Below are 24,862 nucleotides of genomic sequence, written 5' to 3' on the forward strand. Positions count from 1 at the left end.
GGCTGGCCCCGCAAACCAGACTTCCCCCCGGGACCCGCTCAGGGGGGAATCAGGCTCTCTTTATACAGCAGCCGGTTATCCTTCGACCAGTAGTGGCGAGTCTCCTCGTGCAGGTCGACGCTCCACTTAAACACCCCGGCGCTGGCGAGATCCTTACAGTATTGTTCAAAGTTGATGGCGCCGGCAAAATGGCGGATGACCGCAGCCGAGGTCAGCTGCTGGTTGGGGGCGCTGCGCACGCGCAGCAGGCTGCGGGCGCTTTTTATCGTGATCACCTTGTCGTTTGCCATCACGAAATTCATATTGCCGGTGGAGACAAAGTAGATGTAACACGAGACCTGGTGCCGACGTAGTTCATTGGCGAAGGTGGCAAAATCGGCATCTGCACGCACTTGCTCAAAAAAATAACCCAGCCTGGCCAGCAGTTCCATTTCTATCCTTATTGTATTGCTGTGTGCGGCTTTGGCCGGTAGCGGCAGAAACCATTCACGAAGTTACTTATTCGTATTTTAATAATATAGCCGCGTTATATTAATGGTTATTTGATAACTGGAACACCGTTTCAAGTGTTACAATCTATTGCAATCGTTTGCCTGCACGGCCCATCTGATGGTGAGGACATGGCGAGACGGGGAAATCCATGCCGGCGATGAAGGTCGCCGGCGGGAAAACGGGATTACTTCTGGATCAGATAGCGAATGGTCGGGCCATCCTGCTGAATATCCAGCACCGTATAGCCATGGTTCCTGGCATCGAGCGGAATGTTATTGATCGACTGCGGACAGTCGCTTATCACTTCGAGGATCTCGCCTTTTTGCAGGGAGGGCATCGCCTCCAGGGTGGCGACCGCCGGATAAGGGCAGGGCTCGCCGACCATGTCCAGGCGATAATCAGGGATGATGTTTTTCATGCACTCTCCTTCACGGTCCGGACCGCTGCCGACTGGCGGCGGAAAAAATGTCTCTCCCAGGCGATCACCAGCAGCAGGGCGATCAGCAGCAGCAGATAGGTCGCCAGCAGTCCGCCGAAGGGACCAAAAGCGTTCAGCAGGTTGACCTTTTGCCAGTGGATGGCGAGCGGGGCGGCGATATCGTCCCAGCACCAGGCGAGCAGCGTGGAGCCGATGACGTTGCCCAGCCCCACCCACCAGTAGTGAACCTGGCCTTCCACCGCCCGGTACATCCAGCCGGTCTCACAGCCGCCGGCCAGCACGATGCCAAAGCCGAACAGTAGCCCGCCGATCGCCGCATTGGGACCGGCCCACATGATTTTCGGCGCCATCCCCAGTTGCACATAGCTGAAGATGCCGATGGCGCTCGCCGCCATGCCGAAGATTATCGCCTTCGCCATCACCGTCCGGCCGGTGATCCACATATCGCGAAAGGCGGAGGTAAAGCAGATCTGCGCTCGCTCGATAAGCAGACCGAAGCCGATGCCGAACAGCATCGCAAGGCCGAGCGCAGGGTGGTCTGCGGCGGTGAGCAGGCCCCAGCCGATCATGGCGAAAAAGACCGCCATGCCCAGGCGGAAACGGCGGCGTGCCTGCAGCGGTTTTTGGGTTAACGGCGAAGCGGCGGATACCTTTTGCATTTTTACCGGGATGCGAAATAGAGGCAGCAGGGTGAAGCGAGCGCCAAACCAGGAGCCGATGGCGGTGGCGATGGCAAACAGCCAGGCGTGCAGGGAGAACTGCGGAATGCCGGTGAAAAACGCCGCCAGGTTGCAGCCCATCGCCAGCCGCGCGCCGAACCCGGCGATGATGCCCCCGGCCACGGCCTGCACTATGCGGATCCGGCTGCGTGGCAAGCGCAGTTTGACGTTATTGGCCCACAATGCCGCGGCCAGGCAGCCGCCGAACATGCCGATGATCATCCTGCCGTCGATGCGGGTCAGCGGCGTCCCGTCGAGATGGATCAGCTGATAATAGCCCCACTGTTCGCTGTGGACCCCCAGCAGCTGCAGCAGCTGGCCACCCCAGCGGGTAAATTCGCCGGTCACCGCCCAGAAGGTGCCGGTGATGCCAAAATAGTAGGTTGAGAGAATGCCCGCGGCGATGACCGCCGGGACGGGAGACCAGAACCGGATAAGCCAGGCCTGTTTGAAGGATTGCCATGTCATAAAAATGCCTCTGAACTCAGAAGGTATTAACGGTCGATGACCGACCGAAGGGGGCACATAGTATCCGCCTTAGCGCCTGCTTTCTCTGTTTTGGATCAAGACCCTACGCCTGCGCCAGCACCGCAAGCAGCGCCAGCAGCGCGGGCAGCGCGGGCAGCGCCTGAATATAGAGAATTTTGCGGCTGGCGGTCAGCGCGCCGAATATCCCAGCGGCCAGCACGCAGGCGAGGAAAAAGATCACCACCTGCACGCCCGACGCCCCCAGCCACAGCCCCCACGCCAGGCCGGCGGCCAGGAAACCGTTATACAACCCCTGGTTGGCCGCCAGCACCCGGCTTTCCCGGGCGAAATTGACGCTGAGGTTAAAGGCCCGGCGCCCGGCGGGCGCTTCCCAGAAAAACATCTCCAGCACCAGGATGGCGAGATGAATAATAGCGACCAGCGCAACGAGGAGAGTGGCTAACACAGCAGTCCTTAATCAATAAGATGAATGTGTCAGCAGTATAGCCGCTGGCGCTCACCAGGCGAGAGGGCGACTGCTATAGTGCTTATAGCATCATGTTTGCCTGCCGCGAAAAGCGTCGGTGTATCTGATTGCCCTTTGGTTTAGCTTCGCGGTGATAGTATGCCGGGTTCTTTTTTACAGGTGTGGCGTAGGTTACTGAATGTTAAATAAATTATGGATCTTGTTATCCGGGCTATTGTTGGTTGCCATGCCGTCGGCGCAGGCCGGGGAATTCAATCTTTATTCGATGAATACCGGCTCCTATGTTTATCACATGACCGGTAACCACGGACAATATAACGAGCATTTCAACAACAACTTTTTCTCGGTGGAGCGCAAGTTTTCAGCGGATTCAAAATACAGCGCGCTGGTCGGCACCATGAAAAATAGCTTCGACGATCGCTGTCTGACCCTCGGCGTGCGCCGCGACTGGCTGAAAAACGACACCGGCTGGCTGCTGAAAGGGGTGTATGCCTATACCGGAGAATTTTTCTTTGACGCTTTCAGCCACTGCGGCGACTCAGGCACCTACCGCACCGCCAAAAAAATCACCGGCGTCGGTTTTTCGCCCTATATTTATCATGGTCTGCAATACAATTTTACCGATTACTTCGGCGTCGAGGGCGGGATTATTATACCGGCGATCTTCGTGATGAGTATTCAGTGGAGCTTTCGCTAAGCGCCTGGATCAGCCTGAAAAAGAAGAGGCCACGCTGGGTGGCCTGCTCATGGTGCCTTGACGGCAGGGATTAATGGAAACCGAGACGGATCAGATCTAACGGGCAGAAGCGTCCCTCGCAGCCGTCGATTTCCACGCAGTCCGCCCGACGCAGCTGCTCGGCGGTTTTCCCCTCGCCATGGATCGCTTTAATCACGCCCGTCGTACCGTTACCAGCGATCATGACCATACTGCCGGTAGCAATAGCGTTACGATTACGGTCATAGGTTTTCATGGTCTCCTCCTCAATAAACCAGGGTAAGCAATGATTAAGCGGCCAAATTAATACCGCTTCCCGCCTAAAAAAGTTTTGAGGAATATCAAAATTATTTTAATAGTGACAATAAAAGCACAGCGAGAAGGCCAGATCGTCGCGCGATGCGCTTGGTCAGCACGCCGGGTATGACTCAGGCATGCAGCCCGAAATATATCCGTCAGATGACGGTTTTGCGGCAGGATTATTAACCTTGCCAGTCCGCGAAAAATAGCGAAATATGGCGCTATCTGGGCATCAACGGTGCCAGTGCCTGTCCTGAGGGAGCCATGAGTCAAGACGTCACCGCGAAGATGTTAAAGCCCGATTTTGATATGGAAGTGTCCGGCCTGGTGTATGGCTATCTGTTTCATGAAGATCACCCCCCACAGCCTATTGCCTCTGGTGAGGTATGCGCCAGCTATCAGGCGCTGGCTGACGATAAGGCCTTTATCTGGCTGCATCTTAATCTCAATCACGCCACCGCCGAAAAATGGCTAATCAGTCACTTTCCCGTGGCGGACTTTTTCTTTGAGGAGATCCGCAGCGGCTCGCATACCACCCGTATTGAACGGCAAGGGGAGAATCTGTTCGCCGTGCTTAACGACGTGCTGTTTCGTCCGCAAGACACCAGCGCGGAAACCGCCACGCTGTGGCTCTACTGTAGCCCGAAGCTGGTGGTGACAGCGCGTTTCAAACCATTGCGGTTTATCGAATGGATGCTGCCGCGTCTGCATACGCTTAAGGTGCATACCTCCGCTGAACTGCTGGCCTTTTTGCTGGAGGAGCAGGAGGAGGTGCTGGAGCAGGTGGTGCGCCAGGCCAGCCGCCACGTCGACCTGATTGAAGAGCGGCTCCTGAGCAATCACGTGCAGCGTAATCGGGCCGATCTGGCGCGGCTGCGGCGGATGCTGCTGCGTTTTCAACGGCTGCTGGCGCCGGAACCGGCGGCAATGTTCCGGCTGCTTAACCGGCCGCCAGCGTGGATGGATCGCGCGGTGGTGCAGGCATTTCGTCAGTTCACCGAAGAGTTTAGCGTGGTGCTTAATGACCTGTCCGGCCTGATCGAGCGCATCAGCCTGCTGCAGGAGGAGATCGGCGCCCGCCAGCTGGAGCAGAGCAACCGCACCCTCTACACCCTGACGGTGATCACGGTCCTCGCGCTACCGATTAACATTGTGGCCGGTTTCTTCGGCATGAACGTCGGCGGGATCCCGCTGGCGAGCAATCACCACGGGTTTATCCTGCTGGTGGTGATTGTCGGCATCTTTACCCTCGGCGCCGGCTACCTGGCGTTCCGCCGGCGTGACGATCTGTAGTCAGTGCCGCGCGTCAACTGAGGCTGCGCAGGGCGGCTATCAGCCCTGCGACACCGCGCTCCAGCTTCTCGCGTGGACAGCCGACGTTGAGGCGCAGAAAGCCATTGCCTTCGGGACCATAGGTATATCCCGGCATAATCGCCACCTTCTGCCCGGCGATCAGCGCCTGCTGCAGTGCGCGGTCGTCAATGTTGAGGGGGCGCAGGTCGATCCACGCCAGGTAGGTGGCCTCCGGCGGCTGCCAGCGTAGCGCAGGAAAGGCGCGATTGAGCGTATCAGCCACAAAGCGCAGGTTCTCCTGCAGGTAGTCGCGCAGGGCGTCGAGCCAGGGCGCCCCGTCGCGGTATGCGGCGATATGAGCCAGCAGCGCCGGCACCGAGGGCGACGAGAGTCCATCGCGCGCTTTCAGCGCCTGCAGATAGCTGTCGCGGCAGTTTGCCTCAGGGATAAAGCCATAGGCCCCGGTAAAGGCCGGAATATTGAAGCTCTTTGATCCGGAGGTGAACAGCGCCCACGGCCCCTGAGCCACCTCGCTCCACGGGATATGACGGTGGTCGCCCCAGGTCATGTCCATATGAATTTCGTCGCTAATCACCCTGACGCCATGCTTTTGGCACAGCGCCGCCATGGTCTGGAGCTCCTCGCGGCGCCAGACTTTGCCCGTTGGGTTGTGCGGGCTGCAGAGCAGCAGCAGGGTATTCTTCGGCTCCGCCAGCGCCGCTTCCAGGCGCGCCATATCGCAGTGCCAGTGATTGTCCGTCAGGGTCAGTGGCACCGGGGCGATCTGTCGGCGGTTAGCGGTGATAGTGTTATAGAACGCATCGTAGGCGGGAGTATGGACGACGACGCCGTCGCCTTCTTGCGACCACTGGCGGATGGTTTCCGCCACCATATAAATAACCGACGGTCCGTAAACCACCGTTTGCGGATCGATGACGCTGTGAAAGCGGCTGGCGTACCAGTGGGCAATCGCCCCGAGAAACGCCTCGTTCTGCCAGCGGCTGTAGCCCAACACGCCGTGGGCCAGCCGCCGGCTGACGGCGTCGAGAATGCAGGGCGCGGTGGCGAAATCCATATCGGAGATGGTGAACGGCAGCAGGTCGGGGACGCCAAAGCGGTCGGCGACATAGTCCCACTGCGTGCACCAGGTGCCGTGGCGGTCGATGGGTATGGAAAAATCAAACATCGGAACTTCCTTAGCGAGGGTCCCCTTCCGTGCCGGAAGGGGACCGGTGGGATCAGGCCTGAACGGTATTCATCAGCGTGGCCATTTCATCTTTTACCGACTGCACCTGCGGGCCAATCACCACCTGCAGATTATGCTGGTTGAGCTGAACCACCCCGATGGCGCGGTGGGCTTTCAGCGCGGCAGCGTCCACTTTGCTCATATCGTGTACCGACAGACGCAGACGGGTAATGCAGTTATCCAGCGAGACAATGTTGTCGGCGCCGCCGAGGGCCGCCAGAATCGCCGGCACGTTATACCCGGATTTACCAATGGTGCCAGCGACCGCTTTCTCCACGCTGGCGGCGGTGTCGATATCGCGGCCCGGCGTTTTCAGATTGAAGCGGGTGATGGCGAAGCGGAAGATGGCATAGTAGGCCGCAAACCAGATTGCCGCCACCACCGGCACCAGATACCACTTGGTCGCCAGACCATGCAGGATGCCAAACACCACGAAGTCGATGATATTGCCGTCGGTGTTGCCGATGGTGACGCCGAGCACCGCCATGATGGTAAAGCCGAGACCGGTCAGCAGGGCGTGGATGACATACAGGACCGGCGCCACGAACAGGAACAGGAACTCCAGCGGCTCGGTGGTGCCGCCCACCACGCAGGCGATCACCCCGGAGATCAGCAGGCCTTTAATTTTATGCCGGTTTTCCGGACGGGCGCAGTGGTACATCGCCAGCGCGGCGCCCGGCAGACCGCCGAGGAAGGCTGGCATCTTACCCTGCGACAGGAAGCGGGTGGCGCTTTCGGCGAAGCCGTGGGTGGTCGGGCAGCTCAGCTGCGCCTGGAAGATGGTCAGCGCGCCGCTGACGCTGTGGCCGCAGACGTCAAGGGTGCCGCCGGCTTCCGTGAAGCGGATCAGCGCCACCAGGATGTGGTGCAGGCCAAACGGCAGCAGCAGTCGCTCGCCGGTGCCGAAGATCATCGGCCCAAAATCGCCGGCGCTATTGATCATCTTCCCGAGGGCGTTGATCCCCATGGCGAAGACCGGCCACACCAGCGGGATCGCCAGACCGACCAGACCCAGCACCACGGTGGTGACGATCGGCACGAAGCGAGTGCCGCCGAAGAAGGCCAGGGCGTCCGGCAGGCGAATGTTGTGAAAGCGCTCATGCAGCAGCCAGACGATAATCCCGGCGATAACCGCCCCGAGGATCCCGGTATCGATCGATGGAATACCGATGATGTTCTGGATATTGTTGGCCTTAAGGATCGCGGCGTCGGTGGTGGGCAGAATGCCTTTCGCTGTCAGCCAGAAGTTGACCGCCAGGTTCATGACCGCGTAGCCGACAAAACCGGCGAAGGCGGCGACGCCTTTGTTCTCCCGCGCCAGCCCCAACGGGATGGCGATACAGAACATCACCGGCAGGAAGCTGAAGGCAAAGGAGCCGACTTTGCTCATCCAGATAAAGATGGCCTGCAGCAGCGGCATATCCAGCCACGGCAGCAGGGTCAAAACATCGTGACTGCTTAACGAGCTGCCGATCCCCAGCATGATCCCGCAAAACGAGAGCAACGCCACGGGCAGCATAAAGGTTTTTCCCAGCTGCTGGAAAAATTCCCACAAGGTGATTTTTGGTGCGGTTTTCGCCGTCATAGCACGGTTCCTGATTCTCAAGTGGTCGGGAAGAACTAACGCCACGGCAAGATAAAACGTTTTACCACTTTTTAGTGCGATAAAAATCACATATTCAAGCGATAATAAGGTTTATAAAGATCACACAATGATAAAACGTTTTATCGACAGGCAAGGGAGTCAGCCAGCAGGTTATGGCAATCGCAAAAAAGATCACCATCAATGATGTAGCGCTGGCCGCCGGCGTCTCCGTGAGCACCGTTTCGCTGGTGCTGAGCGGCAAAGGGCGCATCTCCAGCGCCACCGGCGAGCGGGTTAATCAGGCCATCGAGCAGCTGGGATTTGTGCGCAACCGTCAGGCCGCCTCGCTGCGCGGCGGACAGAGCGGGGTGATTGGCCTTATCGTCAGCGATCTCTCTAAACCGTTCTATGCCGAGTTAACCGCCGGCCTCACCGATGCCCTGGAGAGGCAGGGGAAAATGGTGTTTCTCACCCAGGGGGGACGCAGCGGCGAGAAGATGGCTCAACGGTTTGATACGCTGGCGGCGCAGGGGGTGGACGGGGTGATCATCGCCGGGGCCATCGACCGCGGCAGCGAGCTGCGCGAGCGGGCGGCGGAGGCGGGGGTGCCGCTGGTGTTCGCTTCCCGCGCCAGCTACCTCGACGATGTCGACCTGATCCGCCCGGACAACATGCAGGCGGCGCAGCTGGTGACCGAGCATCTGATCCGCCGCGGCCATCAGCGGATCGCCTGGCTTGGCGGCCAGAGCTCGTCGCTGACCCGCGCCGAGCGGGTCGGCGGCTATTGCGCCACCTTGCTGAAATACGGTCTGCCGTTTCACAGCGAATGGGTGCTGGAGTGCGAGTCGAGCCAGAAGCAGGCGGCGGAGGCGATGACCGCGCTGCTGGGGCAAAATCCGACCATCACCGCGGTGTTGTGCTACAACAACGTGGTGGCGACCGGCGCGTGGTTCGGACTGCTGCGGGCTGGAAGGCAGAGCGGGGAAGATGGCGTCGACAGCTACTTCGAGCAGCGGGTGGCGCTGGCGGCGTTCGCCGATGTGCCCGAGGCCGCGCTTGACGACCTGCCGCTCACCTGGGTCACCACCCCGGCGCGCGAGATGGGCAAAACGCTGGCGGAGTCGATGCTGCGGCGGCTGGAGGAGGGCGCGGGCGAGACGCGAAACCAGATCATGCCCCCGCGGCTGGTGACGAGAAAATGACGGAGACGGCGCGCGGTGGCCGTCTCCTGAGCCGATAAGTTACGGCTGCGGGGCGGCGTCGTCCTGCTGAGGCGCGGCGTCATCCTGCTGCGGCTGGCCGTCCTGCGGCGCGCCGTCCGGTAGCGAAGGCGCTTCCAGACCAAACATCGCGGCAAAATCCTCCAGCGGCATTTTCTGGCCGTTCAGCGTCACCTGGCCGTTCGCGTACTGCAGGCTGCTGCTGATGGCGTTATCTTCCATGGTGGTGATGCGGAACATCTGGCCCATCGCCGCCAGGCCTTTGACCTGCTGATCGGCGAGTTTGGCGGCGTCGGCTGGCTGGTAGCCTTCCAGACCGGCGATCTTAGTCATAAACTCCGTCGCCATATCCACCGGGATCACCACTTTGCCGTCAAGGGACTGCACCACGCGATCCAGGCTGTCCGCCAGCGTCTGCGGCGGAGCGGTCACCTGGGCCGGATCTTTCAGCAGAACCGAGAGGTTGAGGGTGCTTTCGCCTTTGGCATTGCGCCAGCTCAGCGGGGAGATGGTCACCGACGGATTGCCCTTAAGCAGGATCGGCAGCGCATTGAACAGGGTTTCGGTAAGCGCCTGCTGGTACAGCTCCGGGTTCTGCGCCAGCTCTGGCTTCGCCAGCAGCGCCTGAGACTGCGCGCTGTACTGCTGGCTGAACTGGTGCCACGCCTGACCGTCGACGTTATCCACTTTCAGCGTCAGTTTGCCGCTGCCCATATCCTGACCCTGCAGCTTAAGGCTGTTGACGGTATAGTTCACCTGGCTGTTCACGGCTTTGCCGTCCTTGGTCAGCGTCGAGCCGCCGTCCAGCGCCATGCCGTCAACCAGCGCCAGCTCTTTGCCTTCGACGCTGATGGCCAGTTTATCGAGGGTCATTTTTTGCTGGCCGATACGCTCGTTGAAGCTGGCCAGCTCGGTGGCGCCGTCGGTGGTCAGGTTGACGAAGCGCAGTTGCACCTTCTGGTTATATTCGTTGAGGGCATCGATCTGACCGCTGCCGGCCTGGCCCTTCAGGCTGATGTTTTTGCCGTCGCGATCGGCGTCGAGCTGGAACTGGCCGCCGCTGAAGGTGACTTTCTCATCCCCTTTGGCGTAGTCGAGGGCATTGAGAACGATCGCCGACTGGCTGTCGCCGCTGTAGGCGATGCGCGTATCTACGGTGAAGGGGGTAGTGCCTTTGGCTATCTCGAACAGCGCCTGGCTGGCGTCGTTTTTCACCAGCGTGGTGTGGACCGAAGCCATCGCCGGAGCCAGATTAAAGGTTTTTAACGAGGCCAGCGGGAAGGGGCCGTGATCGACCACCTCGTCAAGCACCACGCTCTGTCCGGCGGCCAGCCAGCCGTTAGCCTGACCGGCGATGGGCTTCACCACCAGCTGCAGATGGCTGCTGAACAGCCCGCGCTGGTAGTCCTGATAGCTCAGCTCCAGACCTGACTCCGGCGCGCTGCTGCGTAGCTGCGCGTTAGCCTGCTGCACCATATCGGCAATTCGGCCTTCCAGCTGTTTGCCGGTGTACCAGGCGCCGCCTGTCCATACCACGCCCAGCGCCACGATGATTCCTGCTGCGACCAGCGATTTTTTCATAGCATTTGTCCATAAATGAAGCCAGGCGGAGAGACCGCCTGGCTGACTTGTCATAATCAGTAAGCGCGACCTGAAAGGTCAGTCGTTTACTGGAGCTTATTGAACACGCGCGCCACGCGGCCATGGCCGCTGACCTGCACCGGCGATTCATTGGCGGCCACAAAGGCCGATTCGCCCGGCTTGAGGGTCAGGCTCTGGTCGCCTTTGCGCAGCACGGCTTCGCCGTCGACGCAGAAAACGATCGCCGCGCTCGCCTGGGCCAGATCGCTGGCCTCGGTGGAGAGATCGTGCAGCGAGAAGGCAAAATCTTCCACCGGGATCGGAAAGTCCAGTTCCGCGCCGTGGCGCTGCGGCTGGGTCAGCAGCTCACCCGCCGGTTTAGCCTCGAACTTAACGTTGGCCACCAGCTCAGGGATATCAATGTACTTCGGCGTCAGGCCGGCACGGAGCACGTTATCCGAGTTGGCCATCACCTCCAGCGCTACCCCTTGCAGATAAGCGTGCGGCGTTTCGGCAAACAGGAACATCGCTTCGCCAGGATTCAGCTTCACCACGTTCAGCAGCAGTGGGGAGAAGAGGCCGCTGTCCTCGGGATAGAATTCCGCGATCAGGCGGATGGTCTGCCACGGTTCGCCCTGCTCACGGTCCAGCACCTCGCGCAGCGCCTGCAGCGCCTGGGCTTTTTCCTCGCCCTGCATATTCAGCAGGCTGGCAAACAGCTGGCTCAGGCGAGTCGCGTCCGGCTGCTGCAGGAAGGCGCCGATCGCCGGGTGTGCGTTGGCCACCGGCTGCAGCAGGCTGACAATTTCGCTGAACTCGCGAAACGCGTTCATCGCCAGGAACGGGGTCAGGGCGAAGACCAGCTCCGGCTTGTGGTTCGGATCTTTGTAGTTACGTTCGGCGGCGGAGAGGGGGATGCCGGCGGCGTTCTCGCGGGCGAAACCCTCTTCGGAGGCCTGCTTGTTAGGATGGACCTGAATGGAGAGAGGCTGCGCGGCGCACAGCACTTTAAACAGGAACGGCAGCTCACCGAAGCGTTGCGCCACTTTGTCGCCGAGCAGGGCGGCTTTATCCGCGTCAATCACCTCGCGCAGCGAACGCGGCTGGCCATCGGCCGTCAGGACCTGCGAGCTGCTCTTCGGATGCGCCCCCATCCACAGCTCTGCCATCGGCTGGTTGTCCGGGTTGGCGATGCCATACAGTTCAGTTAAGGCGGTATGGCTTCCCCAGGCATAGTTCTGTACGGCGTTGATCAGCTTTTGCATTCTCATTCCCTGTATCAATCAAAGTAAAATTATCGCCCTATTAAACCAGCAAACGCTGGAGAAGCAACTGCTGAAAGAAAAAGTCGTCCCTGTCTCAGTTTTTGTTAAAAAATTGTGTAAGATTGATCGACTCGCTTTTCTACAGGCACATGGAGTCCCTGCCTGAAACATAATCAGCCAAAGCAGTAAGTGAGAGTACAATGTCGAATAAACCGTTTGTTTACCAGGATCCTTTTCCCCTCAAAAAGGATGACACCGAGTATTATCTCCTCAGCAGTGATTACGTCTCCGTCGCCGAATTTGCCGGCCAGGAAGTGCTAAAAGTTGACCCTCAGGCGCTGACCCTTCTGGCGCAACATGCCTTCCACGACGCCTCCTTTATGCTTCGCCCGGCGCATCAGCAGCAGGTGGCGGATATCCTGAACGACCCGGAAGCCAGCGAAAACGACAAATACGTCGCCCTGCAGTTCCTGCGCAACTCCGATATCGCCGCCAAAGGCATTCTGCCCACCTGTCAGGACACCGGCACCGCGATCATCATGGGTAAAAAAGGCCAGCGCGTCTGGACCGGCGGAGGCGATGAGGCCGCCCTGGCGCAGGGGGTGTACAACACCTATATCCAGGACAACCTGCGCTATTCGCAGAACGCCCCGCTGGATATGTATAAAGAGGTCAACACCGGCACCAACCTGCCGGCGCAGATTGACCTCTATGCTACCGATGGCGATGAGTATAAATTCCTCTGCATCGCCAAGGGCGGCGGCTCGGCTAACAAAACCTATCTGTACCAGGAAACCAAAGCGCTGATCACCCCGGCGAAGCTGAAAAACTATCTGGTCGAGAAGATGCGCACCCTGGGGACCGCCGCTTGTCCGCCGTACCATATCGCCTTTGTCATCGGCGGGACTTCGGCGGAAGCGACGCTGAAAACCGTCAAGCTGGCCTCCACCAAATACTACGATGGCCTGCCGACCGAAGGTAACGAACATGGGCAGGCTTTCCGCGACATTCAGCTGGAGCAGGAGCTGCTGGTAGAAGCGCAGAACCTCGGCCTCGGCGCGCAGTTCGGCGGCAAATATTTCGCCCACGATATCCGCGTGATCCGTCTGCCGCGTCACGGCGCTTCCTGTCCGGTAGGGATGGGCGTCTCCTGTTCCGCCGACCGCAACATCAAAGCCAAAATCAACCGCGACGGCATCTGGATTGAGAAGCTGGAGAGCAATCCGGGGAAATATATCCCTGAGCATCTGCGCCAGGCCGGGGAAGGCGAAGCGGTGAAAGTGAATCTTAACCAGCCGATGAGCGAGATCCTGGCGCTACTGTCGCAGTACCCGGTGTCCACGCGTCTGTCGCTGAGCGGCACTATTATCGTGGCCCGCGATATCGCCCACGCCAAGCTGAAAGAGCTTATTGATAATGGCGAAGCCCTGCCGCAGTACGTGAAAGATCACCCGATCTACTACGCCGGCCCGGCCAAGACGCCGGACGGTTACGCCTCCGGCTCCCTCGGCCCGACTACCGCAGGGCGCATGGACTCATACGTCGATCTGCTGCAGTCCCACGGCGCGAGCAAGATCATGCTGGCGAAAGGCAACCGCAGCCAGCAGGTCACCGATGCCTGCCACAAGCACGGCGGCTTCTACCTCGGCAGCATCGGCGGCCCGGCGGCGGTACTGGCTCAGCAGAGCATCCGCAGCCTTGAGTGCGTGGCGTATCCGGAACTGGGGATGGAGGCTATCTGGAAAATCGACGTGGAAGACTTCCCGGCGTTTATTCTCGTCGATGATAAAGGCAACGACTTCTTCCAGCAGATCCAGACGTCGCAGTGCGCCCGCTGCGTGAAGTAAACCTGGCCGCCCTTCGGGGCGGTTTTTTTATGCCGCTTCGCGGCACGAACCACCAAAACAACTTTTCAATCTGGCCAATACTTACTCTTTTAAGCAGGTGAGCTTTGTCGCTATGACGCACTTTTCATCCAAGGAGAAAGTAATGACAACGCATCGCAGTGAAAAAGACTCGATGGGCGCCATCGACGTCCCGGCCGATAAACTCTGGGGCGCCCAGACCCAGCGTTCTCTGGAGCATTTCCGCATCTCGACCGAAAAAATGCCCGGAGAGCTGATATATGCCCTCGCGCTGACCAAGCGGGCGGCGGCGAAGGTCAATCAGGATCTTGGCCTGCTGACGCCGGAGAAAGCCGGGGCGATCGTCGCCGCCGCTGACGAAGTGCTGGCCGGAAAACACCCCCAGGAGTTTCCGCTGGCTATCTGGCAGACCGGTTCCGGCACCCAGAGCAATATGAATATGAACGAGGTGCTGGCCAACCGCGCCAGTGAACTGCTCGGCGGTGAGCGGGGGATGGCGCGAAAAATCCATCCCAATGACGATGTCAATAAAAGCCAAAGCTCGAATGATGTGTTCCCCACCGCCATGCACGTCGCGGCGCTGATTGCCCTGCGGGAAAAATTGCTCCCGCCGCTGCAGGCGCTGCGGGCCACGCTCAACGAAAAAGCGGTGGCCTTCAGGGATATCGTTAAGATCGGTCGCACCCATCTGCAGGACGCCACGCCGCTCACCTTAGGCCAGGAAATCTCCGGCTGGGTGGCGATGCTGGACCATAACCTGAAGCATCTTGACGCCAGCCAGCCGCATCTCGCCGAGCTGGCGCTGGGCGGGACGGCGGTGGGGACCGGGCTGAATACCCATCCGGAATATGCCGTGCGGGTGGCGGCCGAACTGGCCTCACTCAGCGGACAGCCGTTTGTCACCGCGCCGAACAAATTCGAAGCGCTGGCCACCGTCGATGCCCTGGTCCATGCCCACGGCGCGCTGAAAGGTCTGGCGGCCTCGCTGATGAAAATCGCTAACGATGTCCGCTGGCTGGCCTCCGGGCCGCGCTGCGGGATTGGGGAAATCGCCATCCCGGAAAACGAGCCCGGGTCATCGATTATGCCCGGCAAAGTCAACCCGACGCAGTGCGAAGCCCTGACCATGGTCTGCTGCCAGGTGATGGGTAACGACGTGGCAGTGAATATCGGCGGCGCCTCGGGTAACTTCGAGCTCAACGTCTATCGGCCGATGGTCATTCACAACTTCCTGCAGTCGGTGCGTCTGCTGGCGGACGGCATGGCGAGCTTTAACGAGCACTGTGCGGTGGGGATTGAGCCGAATCGCGAGCGGATCAACCAGCTGCTCAACGAGTCGCTGATGCTGGTGACCGCGCTGAATACCCATATCGGCTATGATAAAGCGGCGGAGATCGCCAAAAAAGCGCACCATGAGGGGCTGACCCTGAAGGCCTCGGCGCTGGCGCTGGGCTACCTGACGGAAGCCGAATTCGACAGCTGGGTGCGCCCGGAGCTGATGGTCGGCAGCCTGGCTACTCGCTAGCCAGCCAGAGGTGCAGACGAGGAATCAGTAATCTCAGCGACTGCGCCTCCGGTTTGTAGCGGTATTGCACGTTGTCGGCATCGTAGTTGAGCAATTCGCCCATATCCGGCACGCTGACCCCCTGGCTGCCGGATATCAGGGCGATCAGCGGGCTGGGGCAGGCGTACTGCACCTGTTTCTGCTCGCTGGCATACCAGACGCGGGCAATCGGCTGCACTTTCACCGGCCGTTTAATTTTCAGCCGCGCCCGCTGCGGCAGGGCAGCGATATCCTGATACTCCCTCTCCAGTTTGCTCTGCCACTGCTCGCGGGTCCAGGGCGGCACCGCCCGCGGCGATTGCAGGCTTTTCTCCAGCATCATCAACACCTGGTCGCGGGTCAGGTTTTTGATCACGTGCTTATTGGCCCAACCGAAGCGGATAGTGCTCGGGTCGAGAAGGGGCGTTAGCGTGCGATAGGCGCTGAGGGTAATTAATCCAGGCAGATGGCGATGCACCCACTCAAAGCGGGCGGTGGGGGGCAGGCCAGAGTCGACGGTGACGATTTTCTCGAAGGTGGCCTTAAGGGCGTTGATCTGCTGAATGCGCGCCAGCAGCGCCTGCTGTTCCGCGGCGGTGACCTGCAGGCAGATAGCACCCGGCAGGCGGACGGCGGCTTTGCTGCTGCGGGTTTCCGATTGCTGCTGGATAAACAGATGGCCATAGTGTCGCAGGGCGAGATCCAGCGCCGCCTCCCCGGTGTGCTGGACGACAGTAATGTTCGCCAGCGGGTCATGCTCGGCATCTTTACTGATTGCCGGCAGCTCAAACACCCGGCCCGCCAGCAGTCGACAGGTCGTTAACGCCTGGCGCAGCGCCTGCAGCTCCAGCTCGATCTGGCGAAAGGTATCATTCAGACGTTCAACGAGGTCGTAGCTGGCCATCGCATTCACCTTAGTTACAACATACTATTCGATTTTTACAGCATACCCAGCCCGCGGCCGCTGCGCAAGTTTTATTCAGGCAGAGGTAAAATCGGGCAACTGATGATAGACCGGCCAGCTAAAGCAGAAGCGGGCGCCGCCGAGAGGACTGGCCTCGCAGCGAACCTCGCCCCCCATCGCCTGGGCGATACTGTGGACGATGGCCAGGCCGAGGCCGCAACCTCCGGTCGCCCGATCGCGGCTGGGGTCTAGACGAACAAAAGGTTCGAACACCCGCTCGCGCTCCTCGGGGGCAATGCCCGGGCCGTCATCGTCGACCTGCAACGACGCGCGGGCACCCTGCAGGGTCAGGCTGACCGCCACCCGCTGACTGCTGTAGCGCAGGGCGTTATTCACCAGATTATCCAGCACCCGCTCCATCAACCGCATATCCAGCGCGCCATAGTTGCCGCGGGTCAGCGTCGCCAGGCAGACCTCGCGCTGCGGGTTGACCATCTGGATATCCTCGACGTGGTCGCTGATCCAGGCGGGAAAATCGGGGGTGGTCAGGCTGAGCTCCGTCTGCGGACGGTCGAGACGGGCGTAGGTCAGGAGCTCTTCAATGAGCGCTTCCAGCTGGCCGATATCACGGTTTAGCGCCTGTGATTCCGCCTCGGTGAGGTTTTCGCTCATCTCCAGACGGTAGCGCAGGCGCACCAGAGGCGTCCTGAGCTCATGGGCGATGCCGTCAATCAGCTGCTTTTTGCTGGCAATGAGGGCGTTAATGTTGTCGGCCATCTGGTTAAAGGCCACCCCGAGCCGCTCAAAGCTGGACATGCTGTCAAAATGAATACGCTCGCTGAGGTGGCCTTCGCCAAAGCGCTGGGCGGCGGTCTCAATGCGCAGCATGTCCTGCCAGTGCGGACGCATCCAGATAAACACCGGGAAGGCCAGCGAGATAGCGATAAACGCCATCAGCGCCACGTCCAGCAGGCGCATTTCATGCAGAAAATAGAGATAGGGTACCGGACCCACGGATAACACATAGTGGCTGCGGGGGATGCGCTGGATAAAGGTGTACTGGTCGTCGAGCGCGACAATATCCCCAGCGCGCAGGTGCTGCATCGAGCTTTCCGACAATTTAAATTTGCTCATCGGCTCGATGTGCAGGTCGAACGACAGATTAAGGTCCAGCTCTTTAAGCGTCTTGCTCCAGTCGCGAGGCGGGATTTCCCGCAGCTCGCTGCGCATCAAATACAGTGAGCTTTTCATCAGATCGTCAAGCGACTGCCTTCCGGCGCGTTCAGCGGTAAATTTATAGACCAGGCCCACCAGCATGGTCATCACCAGAAAGCAGACGAAGAGCAGAAGATAGAACTGCACGAACAGCTTTTTCATTACATTACCGCATATTCAAAAAGAGAAACCTGCCGGCGCCCCGGACCATCTGCAGGGCAGGGCGAAAACGTCACGGATTTACCGGGGCGAGCCGAAGCCCGCGCGGGCATAACCGATACGCTATCAAAGCAGGGTTTATGCCCCCTGACAATAGCCAGCCGGGGGGAGCGACGTCGTTAAAAATGTGACAGTGTCACTCATTGCGGGCTTACGTCTGCATGAGGCCAGGATTGTGGCCAGCGTATTCTGCGCGCCGCTGGGCGCTACTCGCGATAGTAGGGTATATCCACCGGATAGAGGGTGGCCAGGCTCAGCAGCCGACAGCGCACCAGCTGTTCTGCTTCGGCATACCAGTAAGCAAATTCGCCAGTGGTCTGGTGGTAAATCATCTGATCAAGATTAGCAAACGGGATCACCAGCAGCGGCCCCTGGCGCATGTATCCGCCGCCGGTTTCGAAATGGTGATCTCCCCAGGATTGCTGGGTATGTTGATAGCGGTGAAGAAGCACCTTAATCTGCCCGCGCTGTGGACAGAGGAGCCGGATATCGGCGTTGTCGAGAGAAAAAGCCCAGCCAGAGAGTGACGTGAAGAGAGTAAGTGCCAAAAGTACAACGTATTTCATCATGCAAAAGTCCTGTGTTTTCAGACTTTATGCCACTCTGATAACGCTAAGTCCTTGAGCACAATCATATTGAGGGGTTATGTGATGGGCTTCTGTACGGCGAAACATATTGATTTACTCAATATGACAAATGGGTGGCGGTCAGCCAGCGCGAAGGTGGCGAAAAAATGCGATGCGCTTGCCGCCGGGGAACAGGCGGTGAAACGGGCCCCTTTCAGGGCCGCAGACGGACCGCTCAGTTATCCCAGGCGTGGGGGGCGAAGAGGTAGCCTTTGTTGCGTACCGTCTTAATCCGGTAGGGTTCGGTGGCGTTATCGAGCAGTTTTTTGCGCAGGCGCGAGATAGCGACGTCAACGCTGCGATCCATCCCGTCGTAGGTGACGCCGCGTAAATTTTTCAGCAAGGCGTCGCGGTCCATAATCTGCCCGGCGTGGGTGGCCAGCTCCCACAGCAGGTCGAAATCGGCGGTGGACAGGGCGACGCTTTCTCCGCCGAGCAGCACCTGGCGGTTGACCGGGTCAATGGTCAGTGAGCCAAAGGAGATGGTCTTGTGCGGGGTCAGCGTCGAAGGCGCGCCTGTACCCGCCGGGGCGATATGCTGGCGCAAATGCAGACGCAGTCGCGCCAGCAGCACAGCCGGCGGTGTGGTCTTCAGGATATAATCGCTGGCGCCCATCTCCAGGGAGAGGATATGGTTCATATCGCTGTCGAGCGAGGTCAGCAGAACAATCGGCCCTTGCCATTGCCCACGCAGATCGCGACAGAGGGTCATTCCGTCCTTGCCGGGCAGCATAATGTCCAGCAGCACGAGGTCCGGTTTCTCCCGCGCGATCACTTCCTCTGCGCGGTCGCCGCGAGGCTCGACCACCACCTCCATATCATGCTTGCCGAGATAGGCGGCGATCAGCGCTCCTACCTCAGGATCATCCTCAACAAAAACGATTTTATTCATGTCTATTGCACATCAGTAAAAGAAGTAACATACACCGCGGCTATTTTACCCGCCATTCCTGTTTTATAAACAGCGCTAATTCCGCTATGCTGCGCTAACTTGTTGATTCATTGTTAAGGCATATGGACATGGGGCTGTTAATCAAAGGGCTGCTGGGCGCGCTGGTGGTGGTGCTGATTGGCGTGCTGGCAAAAACCAAAAACTACGCCATCGCCGGGCTTATTCCGCTGTTTCCCACCTTTGCGCTCATCGCCCACTATATTGTTGCCAGCGAGCGTGGTATTGAAGCCCTGCGCGCCACTATCGTGTTCGGCATGTGGTCGATCGTTCCCTATTTTATCTATCTGCTGTCGCTGTGGTACTTCACCGGCATCATGCGCCTGCCGTTAGCGCTGGCAGGCGCAGTGGGGTGCTGGGGGCTGTGTGCCTGGCTGTTGATTGTTGGCTGGAGCCGCTTCCACTAACGCAGAGGGCGACCGCCGTCGACGGCGTATGACCGGCCGGTCACGTAGCGGCTGGTAAACAGATAGTCGATAAGGTCGCTGATCTCTTTCTCGCCCGGGGCGATTTTCATCAGCGATTTATCCAGCGCCTGCTGACGATAGGCCTCGTCGTCACCTTCATTGAACATGATCAGCGACGGGGCTATAGCGTTGACTTTGATCTCCGGCGCCAGCTTGCGGGCGAAGGAGCGGGTCATGTTGTCCAGCGCGGCCTTGCTGGCGGCGTAGGCGATATGTTTATCGCTCCCGCGCTCCACCACGTAATCGGTGATATGGATAATGTCGCTGGCGGCATGGCCGTGACCGCGCAGGAGTTCTTCCAGCGCGTGGTTGAGCAGATAGGGGGCATGGACGTGGATCTGCATCATGCGGTTGATCACCGTGCTGAGCGGTACTCCCGGCTTCTCCGCCATCCAGTCGCTGGCGTTGTGGATGATAGCCCGCAGGCCGCTGGTATGCGATTTAACCGCTTCGGCAAAGGTCAGAATGCCGTCATCGCTACTGAAGTCGGCCTGCAGACAGAGAGCGCCTACCTGGCGCAGGTCATCGATCGCCGGATAGGGCGTGCGATAGCTGACGATGACCGGCTGGTGTTGCTGTAGAAAATGGTGCGCCAGCGCGAGGCCGATGCGGCGGCCTCCTCCTGTGATCAGAACCGGGCGGGGCTGTAGTTCAGCCATGGGTATCTCCTTTGATTTAGGCGGCAGGGCGACCGCTTACCCCACCAGCATCCACGTTGCCGGCACAGCGGCAACCAGCAATAAACCAATTAGCGCCAATTCGCGGCGTTTGAGCGAACGATCGTGCTGGTGCGTACGCCGCGCGTACAAAAAGACCAGAAGACCCGGAGCGTAAAGTACCACCGACAACAGCAAATGCACAGGTCCCGACGCGTATAATAACCATAAGCCATAAATGCAGGCGCCGATACCCACCGCTTGATGCAGCGGACGGGTGGCGATTTTCAGCAAAAAGGCGCCGACCAGCAGATAGGGCACGAGGATCATCTCTGACGCAATAGTCAGCAGGGTGCCGTAGTCCGAACCGGTCAGCCAGATCAAAACCAGCGACGCCTGAACGCTGATATTGGTCAGCCACAGCGAGGCGGAGGGGGCGTTGTTGCGGTTCTGACGGGCGAACAGGCGCGGGAAGGCTTTGTGGGTGGCCGCGAGGTAAGGCACTTCGGCGGCCATGATGGTCCAGCTGAGATAGGCGCCGCACACCGACACGATAAGCCCGGCGGCAATCACAATTTCACCCCACGAGCCCATCAGTCTGACCATCAGTCCCGCCATCGACGGGTTGCGCATTTCGGCCAGTTCGCTACGCGGCACCACGCCCAGCGACAGCAGGGTGACCAGCAGATACACCGCGAGGGCCGAAAGCACCGCCAGCAGCGTCGCGCGCCCAACGTCGCGCTTGTGACGCGCGCGTGCGGAGACCACCACTGCGCCTTCGACGCCGATGAACACCCACAGAGTGATCAGCATCGTGTTTTTAACCTGCTCCCACACCGGTACGCCCAGCGCCAGGCCGCTGAAATCGAGGCGGAACGTATCCAGCTGAAAGGCCAGGGCGGCGAGGGCGACAAACGCCCCCAGCGGCAACAGCTTGGCGAGGGTCGCGACCAGGTTAATCCCCGCCGCCGTCTGCACCCCACGCAGGACCAGAAAGTGGACTACCCACAGCAGAACTGAAGCGCCGACGATCGACTGCCAGGTGTTGCCATCGCCAAACAGGCGCAGCTCAGGGGTATCGGTGAAGAAACTGAGCGCCGAAAAGACGATCACCAGATAAGAGACATTGGCAATCACCGCGCACAGCCAGTAGCCCCACGCGGAACAGAAGCCGATCAGCTCGCCGAACCCTTCACGGGCGTAGGTGAAGATCCCGCCGTCGAGGTCGGGGCGAATACGGGTCAACAGCAGCATCGCGAAGGCGAGGAACAGGATCCCGACGCCGGTGATCGCCCAGCCGATGAGCAGAGCGGAAGGGCTGGCCACGGCCGCCATATTTTGCGGCAAACTGAATACGCCAGCGCCGAGCATTGAGCTAAGGACCAGGGCGGTCAGGGCGCTCAGGCCCAGTTTCTTTTCCATTGCATTCCCGAGGTGAAAATGGCTGTTCCAGAATATTTATTTTGCGAAATCGCATAAAAATGGAGGATTGCGCTAAGGCGCGGGATTTTACGGAGTGTCCGGGGGCCATGCAATGGCGGGGGATGAAAAAAAATGAAAAGGCGGCAATGCGCCGCCTTTTTAGCCAGTCAGCAGCGATTATTTGTACAAATCGGCGCTGATGGTGATGTTGCCGCCGCGTTCCTGCCACTGGCGGGTAATGTGGTAGTACTTCGCCCCTTTCTTCGCCGCGCGTTTCGCCGTCTGATAAGAGATTTCCGTCATGTTGCCATAGTTGCCGGTGAACTTGATGTTATCGAACGGCACCATTTGCGCCGCGGTCACTTTGTTCACTTCTTCAACTTTGGTGCCGTCCGGCAGCGTGACAGTGTAACGTCCGCCTTTCGACGACTGGGTCTCGAAGAAACGACCTACGCCGGTGCCGGAGCCAACCGCCGCGGTGGTGGCGACGCCCGGGATTTCGACGTTTTTCGCCGCTTCGCCGCCTTTGGCCAGCGCCGCGCGGCCGGCTTCAGAATCAGCCGGGATAGCGTCCGGGCTCTGCAGAACGCGTTTCTCCGCATCTTTTTTGTAGATATAGGCGGTAATGCGCTGGTTGCCGCCCTGGTTGGCGTCCACCTGGCGGACGATGAAGAACGCATAGGCGCCTTTCGCTTTCGCCGCTTTGGTGATGGCGTCGTTCACTTCTGGCTGACTGCGATAGAAGCCCTGGACGGTGACGGTGTCGTAAGGCATCAGCTCAACGGCCTGATCTTTCGGCAGCTCCATCACGCCATTGATGATGCGATTTTTCGGCGCATCCGCTTTCGGCGCGTCGTCTTTATAGAGGTCAGCCGTGACGCGCCAGTTGCCGCCATTGCCGTAATCCGACGTGTCGACAACATAGAATGAGGCCGCGCCGTCTTTGTCAGCTTTGCGCGATACCGCTTGCACCGCGTCGCCAATGGCATTAAACCGGCCGGTGACGACAACGCGATCGTAGGGCTTCAGCGCAGCCGCCTGCTCCGGGGTCAACTCGGTCGCTGCGTGGGCAGACAACGTGGCGGTTGTCAGGAGAGCAGACGCCAGGAGGGTGTTTTTAAGCTTCATAAAAATAATCCTTTGCCTTGCGCAAACCATATACTGGTGTTGTTGTTGACTGAAAACGTTTGATTATTGCATTTAATCGCCGTGACTGTCTGCGTCATTTTTTGCTTGCCGCCCGAATCGTATACTACGGAAAGATAACATTTTTCGATATGTTGAAAAAACAGCCGCTTGACCAGCAAAAACGATAATCGATACCACTTTTATTAGTTAATGTAATGTTAATACAATGATCTCAATGGCGATAAATGGCGTTTTATACCACTGGATAAGCGGATTATCAGGCCTGAAAGGCAAATTCAGGTAAATATTGCTGCCCGGAACCATCTGTGCTGACAATAAGCAATAAAATCAAAATTTCTGTTTTATCGCTGTAGATCACAATCGCTATTTTCAGTAGGTTATAAAAAGTTTGTTACTGTTTCATTTTGCAGACAGCGAAAGACGGCGAGGACGATTTTGCCGTCCTGTCGTTGTTGGTCAGAAAAGTAAACCATCATCAAAAACCGATGGAAGGGAAAACTATGCGTATTGGTGTACCACAAGAAAGGCTAGCCCAGGAGACCCGGGCCGCCGCCACGCCGAAGACCGTTGAGCAGTTGCTCAAACTCGGCTTTAGCGTCGCGGTAGAAAGCGGCGCCGGGAAGCTGGCCAGCTTTGACGATGAGGCCTTCGCCCAGGCGGGGGCTGAGATCGTGACCGGCGACGAGGTGTGGCAGTCTGATGTCATCCTCAAGGTCAATGCCCCGAATAACGATGAAATTGCCCTGTTGAATCCAGGAACCACGCTGATTAGTTTTATCTGGCCGGCGCAAAATCCGCAGCTGATGGAAAAACTGGCGGCCCGCAATATCAACGTGATGGCGATGGATTCGGTGCCGCGTATCTCCCGCGCCCAGTCGCTGGATGCGCTCAGCTCAATGGCCAATATCGCCGGGTACCGCGCTATCGTTGAAGCGGCCCATGAATTCGGCCGTTTCTTTACCGGGCAGATTACCGCGGCAGGCAAAGTTCCGCCCGCCAAAGTGATGGTTATCGGCGCCGGGGTGGCCGGTCTGGCGGCGATTGGCGCCGCCAACAGCCTGGGGGCGATTGTTCGCGCCTTCGATACCCGTCCGGAAGTGAAGGAGCAGGTGCAGAGTATGGGCGCCGAATTCCTCGAACTGGATTTTAAAGAGGAAGCGGGCAGCGGCGACGGCTATGCCAAGGTGATGTCCGAGGCCTTTATTCAGGCCGAAATGGCGCTGTTCGCCGCCCAGGCGAAAGAGGTCGATATTATCGTCACCACGGCGTTAATTCCGGGCAAGCCGGCGCCGAAGCTGATCACCCGGGAAATGGTTGACGCCATGAAGTCGGGCAGCGTGGTGGTCGATCTCGCCTCACAAAACGGCGGCAACTGCGAGTACACCGTGCCGGGCGAAGTGGTGACCACCGCCAATGGCGTGAAAATTATCGGTTATACCGACCTGCCAGGCCGTCTGCCGACCCAGTCCTCCCAGCTCTACGGCACCAACCTGGTGAACCTGCTGAAGCTGCTGTGCAAAGAGAAAGACGGCAATATCGTCATCGATTTCGATGACGTGGTGGTGCGCGGCGTGACCGTGGTGCGTGAAGGCGAAATCACCTGGCCGGCGCCGCCGATTCAGGTCTCCGCTCAGCCGCAGGGCGCGGCGAAAAAAGTGGAAGCGCCGAAAGAAGAGGTGAAACCGGCGTCGCCGTGGCGCAAATATGCGCTGATAGCGCTGGCGATTATTCTCTTCGGCTGGCTGGCCAACGTGGCGCCTAAAGAGTTCCTCGGCCATTTCACCGTCTTCGCGCTGGCCTGCGTGGTGGGTTACTACGTGGTATGGAATGTCTCCCATGCGCTGCATACGCCGCTGATGTCGGTGACGAACGCCATTTCGGGCATTATCGTGGTTGGCGCGTTGCTGCAGATAGGCCACGGCGGCTGGGTCAGCTTCCTGAGCTTTATCGCGGTACTGATCGCCAGCATTAATATTTTCGGTGGTTTTACCGTGACTCAGCGCATGCTGAAAATGTTTCGCAAAGGATAAGGGGTAG

General features: G+C 59.1%; 23 protein-coding genes. 7 read left to right on the top strand and 16 right to left on the bottom strand.

Annotation, left to right across the window (positions count from 1 at the left end):
* Window positions 1-38: 38 nt before the first annotated feature.
* The 4 genes from ABLU50_RS07770 to ABLU50_RS07785 all read right to left on the bottom strand — a co-directional run bounded on the left by ABLU50_RS07770 (window position 39) and on the right by ABLU50_RS07785 (window position 2,584).
* Window positions 39-431, bottom strand: a complete 393-nt coding sequence (locus ABLU50_RS07770) for a DUF1398 domain-containing protein (protein ID WP_087832863.1) — start codon at window positions 429-431, stop codon at window positions 39-41.
* 245 nt (window positions 432-676) lie between these two features.
* On the bottom strand, window positions 677-910 hold the full coding sequence (yedF, locus tag ABLU50_RS07775; RefSeq protein WP_004204092.1) for a sulfurtransferase-like selenium metabolism protein YedF: 234 nt from the start codon (window positions 908-910) through the stop codon (window positions 677-679).
* Window positions 907-2,118, bottom strand: coding sequence for a selenium metabolism membrane protein YedE/FdhT (gene yedE / locus ABLU50_RS07780; protein WP_087832864.1), 1,212 nt, complete (start codon window positions 2,116-2,118; stop codon window positions 907-909). The genes yedF and yedE overlap by 4 nt, the downstream gene beginning before the upstream one ends.
* Window positions 2,119-2,221: 103 nt before the next feature.
* Window positions 2,222-2,584 carry a DUF1304 domain-containing protein gene (locus tag ABLU50_RS07785; protein WP_087832865.1) on the bottom strand — a complete coding sequence of 121 codons (363 nt, stop codon included), beginning with the start codon at window positions 2,582-2,584 and terminating at the stop codon, window positions 2,222-2,224.
* A 238-nt stretch (window positions 2,585-2,822) separates the two neighbouring features.
* Here ABLU50_RS07785 and ABLU50_RS07790 point away from each other — a divergent pair, with 238 nt between their 5' ends.
* Window positions 2,823-3,302, top strand: a complete 480-nt coding sequence (locus ABLU50_RS07790; RefSeq protein ID WP_075201775.1) for a hypothetical protein — start codon at window positions 2,823-2,825, stop codon at window positions 3,300-3,302.
* A gap of 70 nt (window positions 3,303-3,372) precedes the next feature.
* Here the strand turns inward: ABLU50_RS07790 and ydfZ are convergent, their stop codons facing one another.
* Entirely contained in the window at window positions 3,373-3,576 is a 204-nt protein-coding gene (ydfZ, locus tag ABLU50_RS07795) for a putative selenium delivery protein YdfZ (protein WP_004151566.1), read from the bottom strand.
* A gap of 308 nt (window positions 3,577-3,884) precedes the next feature.
* Here ydfZ and ABLU50_RS07800 point away from each other — a divergent pair, with 308 nt between their 5' ends.
* Complete coding sequence (locus ABLU50_RS07800) at window positions 3,885-4,913, top strand: CorA family divalent cation transporter (RefSeq protein ID WP_048294707.1); 1,029 nt, start codon at window positions 3,885-3,887, stop codon at window positions 4,911-4,913.
* 13 nt (window positions 4,914-4,926) lie between these two features.
* Here ABLU50_RS07800 and ABLU50_RS07805 read toward each other — a convergent pair whose 3' ends face one another.
* Both ABLU50_RS07805 and malX read right to left on the bottom strand, forming a co-directional pair.
* Window positions 4,927-6,099, bottom strand: a complete 1,173-nt coding sequence (locus ABLU50_RS07805; RefSeq protein WP_087832866.1) for a MalY/PatB family protein — start codon at window positions 6,097-6,099, stop codon at window positions 4,927-4,929.
* 52 nt (window positions 6,100-6,151) lie between these two features.
* The gene (gene malX, locus ABLU50_RS07810; protein WP_023318137.1) at window positions 6,152-7,744 is read right to left on the bottom strand and encodes a maltose/glucose-specific PTS transporter subunit IIBC; all 1,593 of its coding nucleotides are present in this window, start codon (window positions 7,742-7,744) and stop codon (window positions 6,152-6,154) included.
* A gap of 173 nt (window positions 7,745-7,917) precedes the next feature.
* Here malX and ABLU50_RS07815 point away from each other — a divergent pair, with 173 nt between their 5' ends.
* Entirely contained in the window at window positions 7,918-8,946 is a 1,029-nt protein-coding gene (locus tag ABLU50_RS07815) for a Mal regulon transcriptional regulator MalI (protein WP_048334909.1), read from the top strand.
* A 39-nt stretch (window positions 8,947-8,985) separates the two neighbouring features.
* On the opposite strand, the gene ABLU50_RS07820 is transcribed toward ABLU50_RS07815, so the two are convergent.
* Both ABLU50_RS07820 and manA read right to left on the bottom strand, forming a co-directional pair.
* Window positions 8,986-10,545 (bottom strand): YdgA family protein, encoded by a 1,560-nt coding sequence (locus ABLU50_RS07820; RefSeq protein ID WP_087832867.1) that lies wholly within the window; start codon window positions 10,543-10,545, stop codon window positions 8,986-8,988.
* Between the two features lie 86 nt (window positions 10,546-10,631).
* Complete coding sequence (gene manA, locus ABLU50_RS07825) at window positions 10,632-11,810, bottom strand: mannose-6-phosphate isomerase (RefSeq protein WP_087832868.1); 1,179 nt, start codon at window positions 11,808-11,810, stop codon at window positions 10,632-10,634.
* Between the two features lie 200 nt (window positions 11,811-12,010).
* On the opposite strand from manA, the gene fumA reads away from it, so the two are divergent.
* A complete protein-coding gene (gene fumA / locus ABLU50_RS07830) occupies window positions 12,011-13,657 on the top strand; it encodes a class I fumarate hydratase FumA (RefSeq protein WP_087832869.1) in 1,647 nt (548 codons plus the stop codon).
* A gap of 142 nt (window positions 13,658-13,799) precedes the next feature.
* The gene (fumC, locus tag ABLU50_RS07835; RefSeq protein ID WP_004887066.1) at window positions 13,800-15,200 is read left to right on the top strand and encodes a class II fumarate hydratase; all 1,401 of its coding nucleotides are present in this window, start codon (window positions 13,800-13,802) and stop codon (window positions 15,198-15,200) included.
* Here fumC and tus read toward each other — a convergent pair.
* The 4 genes from tus to rstA all read right to left on the bottom strand — a co-directional run bounded on the left by tus (window position 15,190) and on the right by rstA (window position 19,074).
* Window positions 15,190-16,122: a DNA replication terminus site-binding protein gene (gene tus / locus ABLU50_RS07840; RefSeq protein ID WP_087832870.1), complete on the bottom strand. Its 933-nt coding sequence runs from the start codon at window positions 16,120-16,122 to the stop codon at window positions 15,190-15,192. The two genes, fumC and tus, sit on opposite strands and share 11 nt — an antisense overlap.
* A gap of 75 nt (window positions 16,123-16,197) precedes the next feature.
* Complete coding sequence (gene rstB, locus ABLU50_RS07845) at window positions 16,198-17,499, bottom strand: two-component system sensor histidine kinase RstB (RefSeq protein WP_004887061.1); 1,302 nt, start codon at window positions 17,497-17,499, stop codon at window positions 16,198-16,200.
* Window positions 17,500-17,762: 263 nt separating this feature from the next.
* Window positions 17,763-18,125: a hypothetical protein gene (locus ABLU50_RS07850; RefSeq protein WP_057214895.1), complete on the bottom strand. Its 363-nt coding sequence runs from the start codon at window positions 18,123-18,125 to the stop codon at window positions 17,763-17,765.
* Between the two features lie 232 nt (window positions 18,126-18,357).
* The gene (gene rstA, locus ABLU50_RS07855; protein ID WP_017898700.1) at window positions 18,358-19,074 is read right to left on the bottom strand and encodes a two-component system response regulator RstA; all 717 of its coding nucleotides are present in this window, start codon (window positions 19,072-19,074) and stop codon (window positions 18,358-18,360) included.
* A 128-nt stretch (window positions 19,075-19,202) separates the two neighbouring features.
* On the opposite strand from rstA, the gene ABLU50_RS07860 reads away from it, so the two are divergent.
* Complete coding sequence (locus tag ABLU50_RS07860) at window positions 19,203-19,538, top strand: GlpM family protein (RefSeq protein ID WP_004887053.1); 336 nt, start codon at window positions 19,203-19,205, stop codon at window positions 19,536-19,538.
* On the opposite strand, the gene folM is transcribed toward ABLU50_RS07860, so the two are convergent.
* From folM to ydgH, 3 genes are all read right to left on the bottom strand, one after another.
* Complete coding sequence (folM, locus tag ABLU50_RS07865) at window positions 19,535-20,257, bottom strand: dihydromonapterin reductase (protein WP_087832871.1); 723 nt, start codon at window positions 20,255-20,257, stop codon at window positions 19,535-19,537. The genes ABLU50_RS07860 and folM overlap by 4 nt on opposite strands.
* A 36-nt stretch (window positions 20,258-20,293) precedes the next feature.
* Window positions 20,294-21,676 carry an amino acid permease gene (locus tag ABLU50_RS07870; RefSeq protein WP_032455954.1) on the bottom strand — a complete coding sequence of 461 codons (1,383 nt, stop codon included), beginning with the start codon at window positions 21,674-21,676 and terminating at the stop codon, window positions 20,294-20,296.
* Window positions 21,677-21,853: 177 nt separating this feature from the next.
* Entirely contained in the window at window positions 21,854-22,804 is a 951-nt protein-coding gene (gene ydgH / locus ABLU50_RS07875) for a DUF1471 family protein YdgH (RefSeq protein ID WP_004887044.1), read from the bottom strand.
* 521 nt (window positions 22,805-23,325) lie between these two features.
* On the opposite strand from ydgH, the gene pntA reads away from it, so the two are divergent.
* Window positions 23,326-24,855 (top strand): Re/Si-specific NAD(P)(+) transhydrogenase subunit alpha, encoded by a 1,530-nt coding sequence (gene pntA, locus ABLU50_RS07880; protein WP_087832872.1) that lies wholly within the window; start codon window positions 23,326-23,328, stop codon window positions 24,853-24,855.
* Window positions 24,856-24,862 lie beyond the last annotated feature (7 nt).

Source organism: Klebsiella sp. GG_Kp173, assembly GCF_040062415.1.
Taxonomy (GTDB): domain Bacteria; phylum Pseudomonadota; class Gammaproteobacteria; order Enterobacterales; family Enterobacteriaceae; genus Klebsiella; species Klebsiella quasipneumoniae.

Bases quoted from the DNA above. Each gene is read 5' to 3' on its own strand.
- ABLU50_RS07770 (WP_087832863.1), bottom strand. From the start codon at position 431: ATGGAACTGCTGGCCAGGCTGGGTTATTTTTTTGAGCAAGTGCGTGCA.
- yedF (WP_004204092.1), bottom strand. From the start codon at position 910: ATGAAAAACATCATCCCTGATTATCGCCTGGACATGGTCGGCGAGCCC.
- yedE (WP_087832864.1), bottom strand. From the start codon at position 2,118: ATGACATGGCAATCCTTCAAACAGGCCTGGCTTATCCGGTTCTGGTCT.
- ydfZ (WP_004151566.1), bottom strand. From the start codon at position 3,576: ATGAAAACCTATGACCGTAATCGTAACGCTATTGCTACCGGCAGTATG.
- ABLU50_RS07800 (WP_048294707.1), top strand. From the start codon at position 3,885: ATGAGTCAAGACGTCACCGCGAAGATGTTAAAGCCCGATTTTGATATG.
- ABLU50_RS07805 (WP_087832866.1), bottom strand. From the start codon at position 6,099: ATGTTTGATTTTTCCATACCCATCGACCGCCACGGCACCTGGTGCACG.
- malX (WP_023318137.1), bottom strand. From the start codon at position 7,744: ATGACGGCGAAAACCGCACCAAAAATCACCTTGTGGGAATTTTTCCAG.
- ABLU50_RS07815 (WP_048334909.1), top strand. From the start codon at position 7,918: ATGGCAATCGCAAAAAAGATCACCATCAATGATGTAGCGCTGGCCGCC.
- ABLU50_RS07820 (WP_087832867.1), bottom strand. From the start codon at position 10,545: ATGAAAAAATCGCTGGTCGCAGCAGGAATCATCGTGGCGCTGGGCGTG.
- manA (WP_087832868.1), bottom strand. From the start codon at position 11,810: ATGCAAAAGCTGATCAACGCCGTACAGAACTATGCCTGGGGAAGCCAT.
- fumA (WP_087832869.1), top strand. From the start codon at position 12,011: ATGTCGAATAAACCGTTTGTTTACCAGGATCCTTTTCCCCTCAAAAAG.
- fumC (WP_004887066.1), top strand. From the start codon at position 13,800: ATGACAACGCATCGCAGTGAAAAAGACTCGATGGGCGCCATCGACGTC.
- tus (WP_087832870.1), bottom strand. From the start codon at position 16,122: ATGGCCAGCTACGACCTCGTTGAACGTCTGAATGATACCTTTCGCCAG.
- rstB (WP_004887061.1), bottom strand. From the start codon at position 17,499: ATGAAAAAGCTGTTCGTGCAGTTCTATCTTCTGCTCTTCGTCTGCTTT.
- ABLU50_RS07850 (WP_057214895.1), bottom strand. From the start codon at position 18,125: ATGATGAAATACGTTGTACTTTTGGCACTTACTCTCTTCACGTCACTC.
- rstA (WP_017898700.1), bottom strand. From the start codon at position 19,074: ATGAATAAAATCGTTTTTGTTGAGGATGATCCTGAGGTAGGAGCGCTG.
- ABLU50_RS07860 (WP_004887053.1), top strand. From the start codon at position 19,203: ATGGGGCTGTTAATCAAAGGGCTGCTGGGCGCGCTGGTGGTGGTGCTG.
- folM (WP_087832871.1), bottom strand. From the start codon at position 20,257: ATGGCTGAACTACAGCCCCGCCCGGTTCTGATCACAGGAGGAGGCCGC.
- ABLU50_RS07870 (WP_032455954.1), bottom strand. From the start codon at position 21,676: ATGGAAAAGAAACTGGGCCTGAGCGCCCTGACCGCCCTGGTCCTTAGC.
- ydgH (WP_004887044.1), bottom strand. From the start codon at position 22,804: ATGAAGCTTAAAAACACCCTCCTGGCGTCTGCTCTCCTGACAACCGCC.
- pntA (WP_087832872.1), top strand. From the start codon at position 23,326: ATGCGTATTGGTGTACCACAAGAAAGGCTAGCCCAGGAGACCCGGGCC.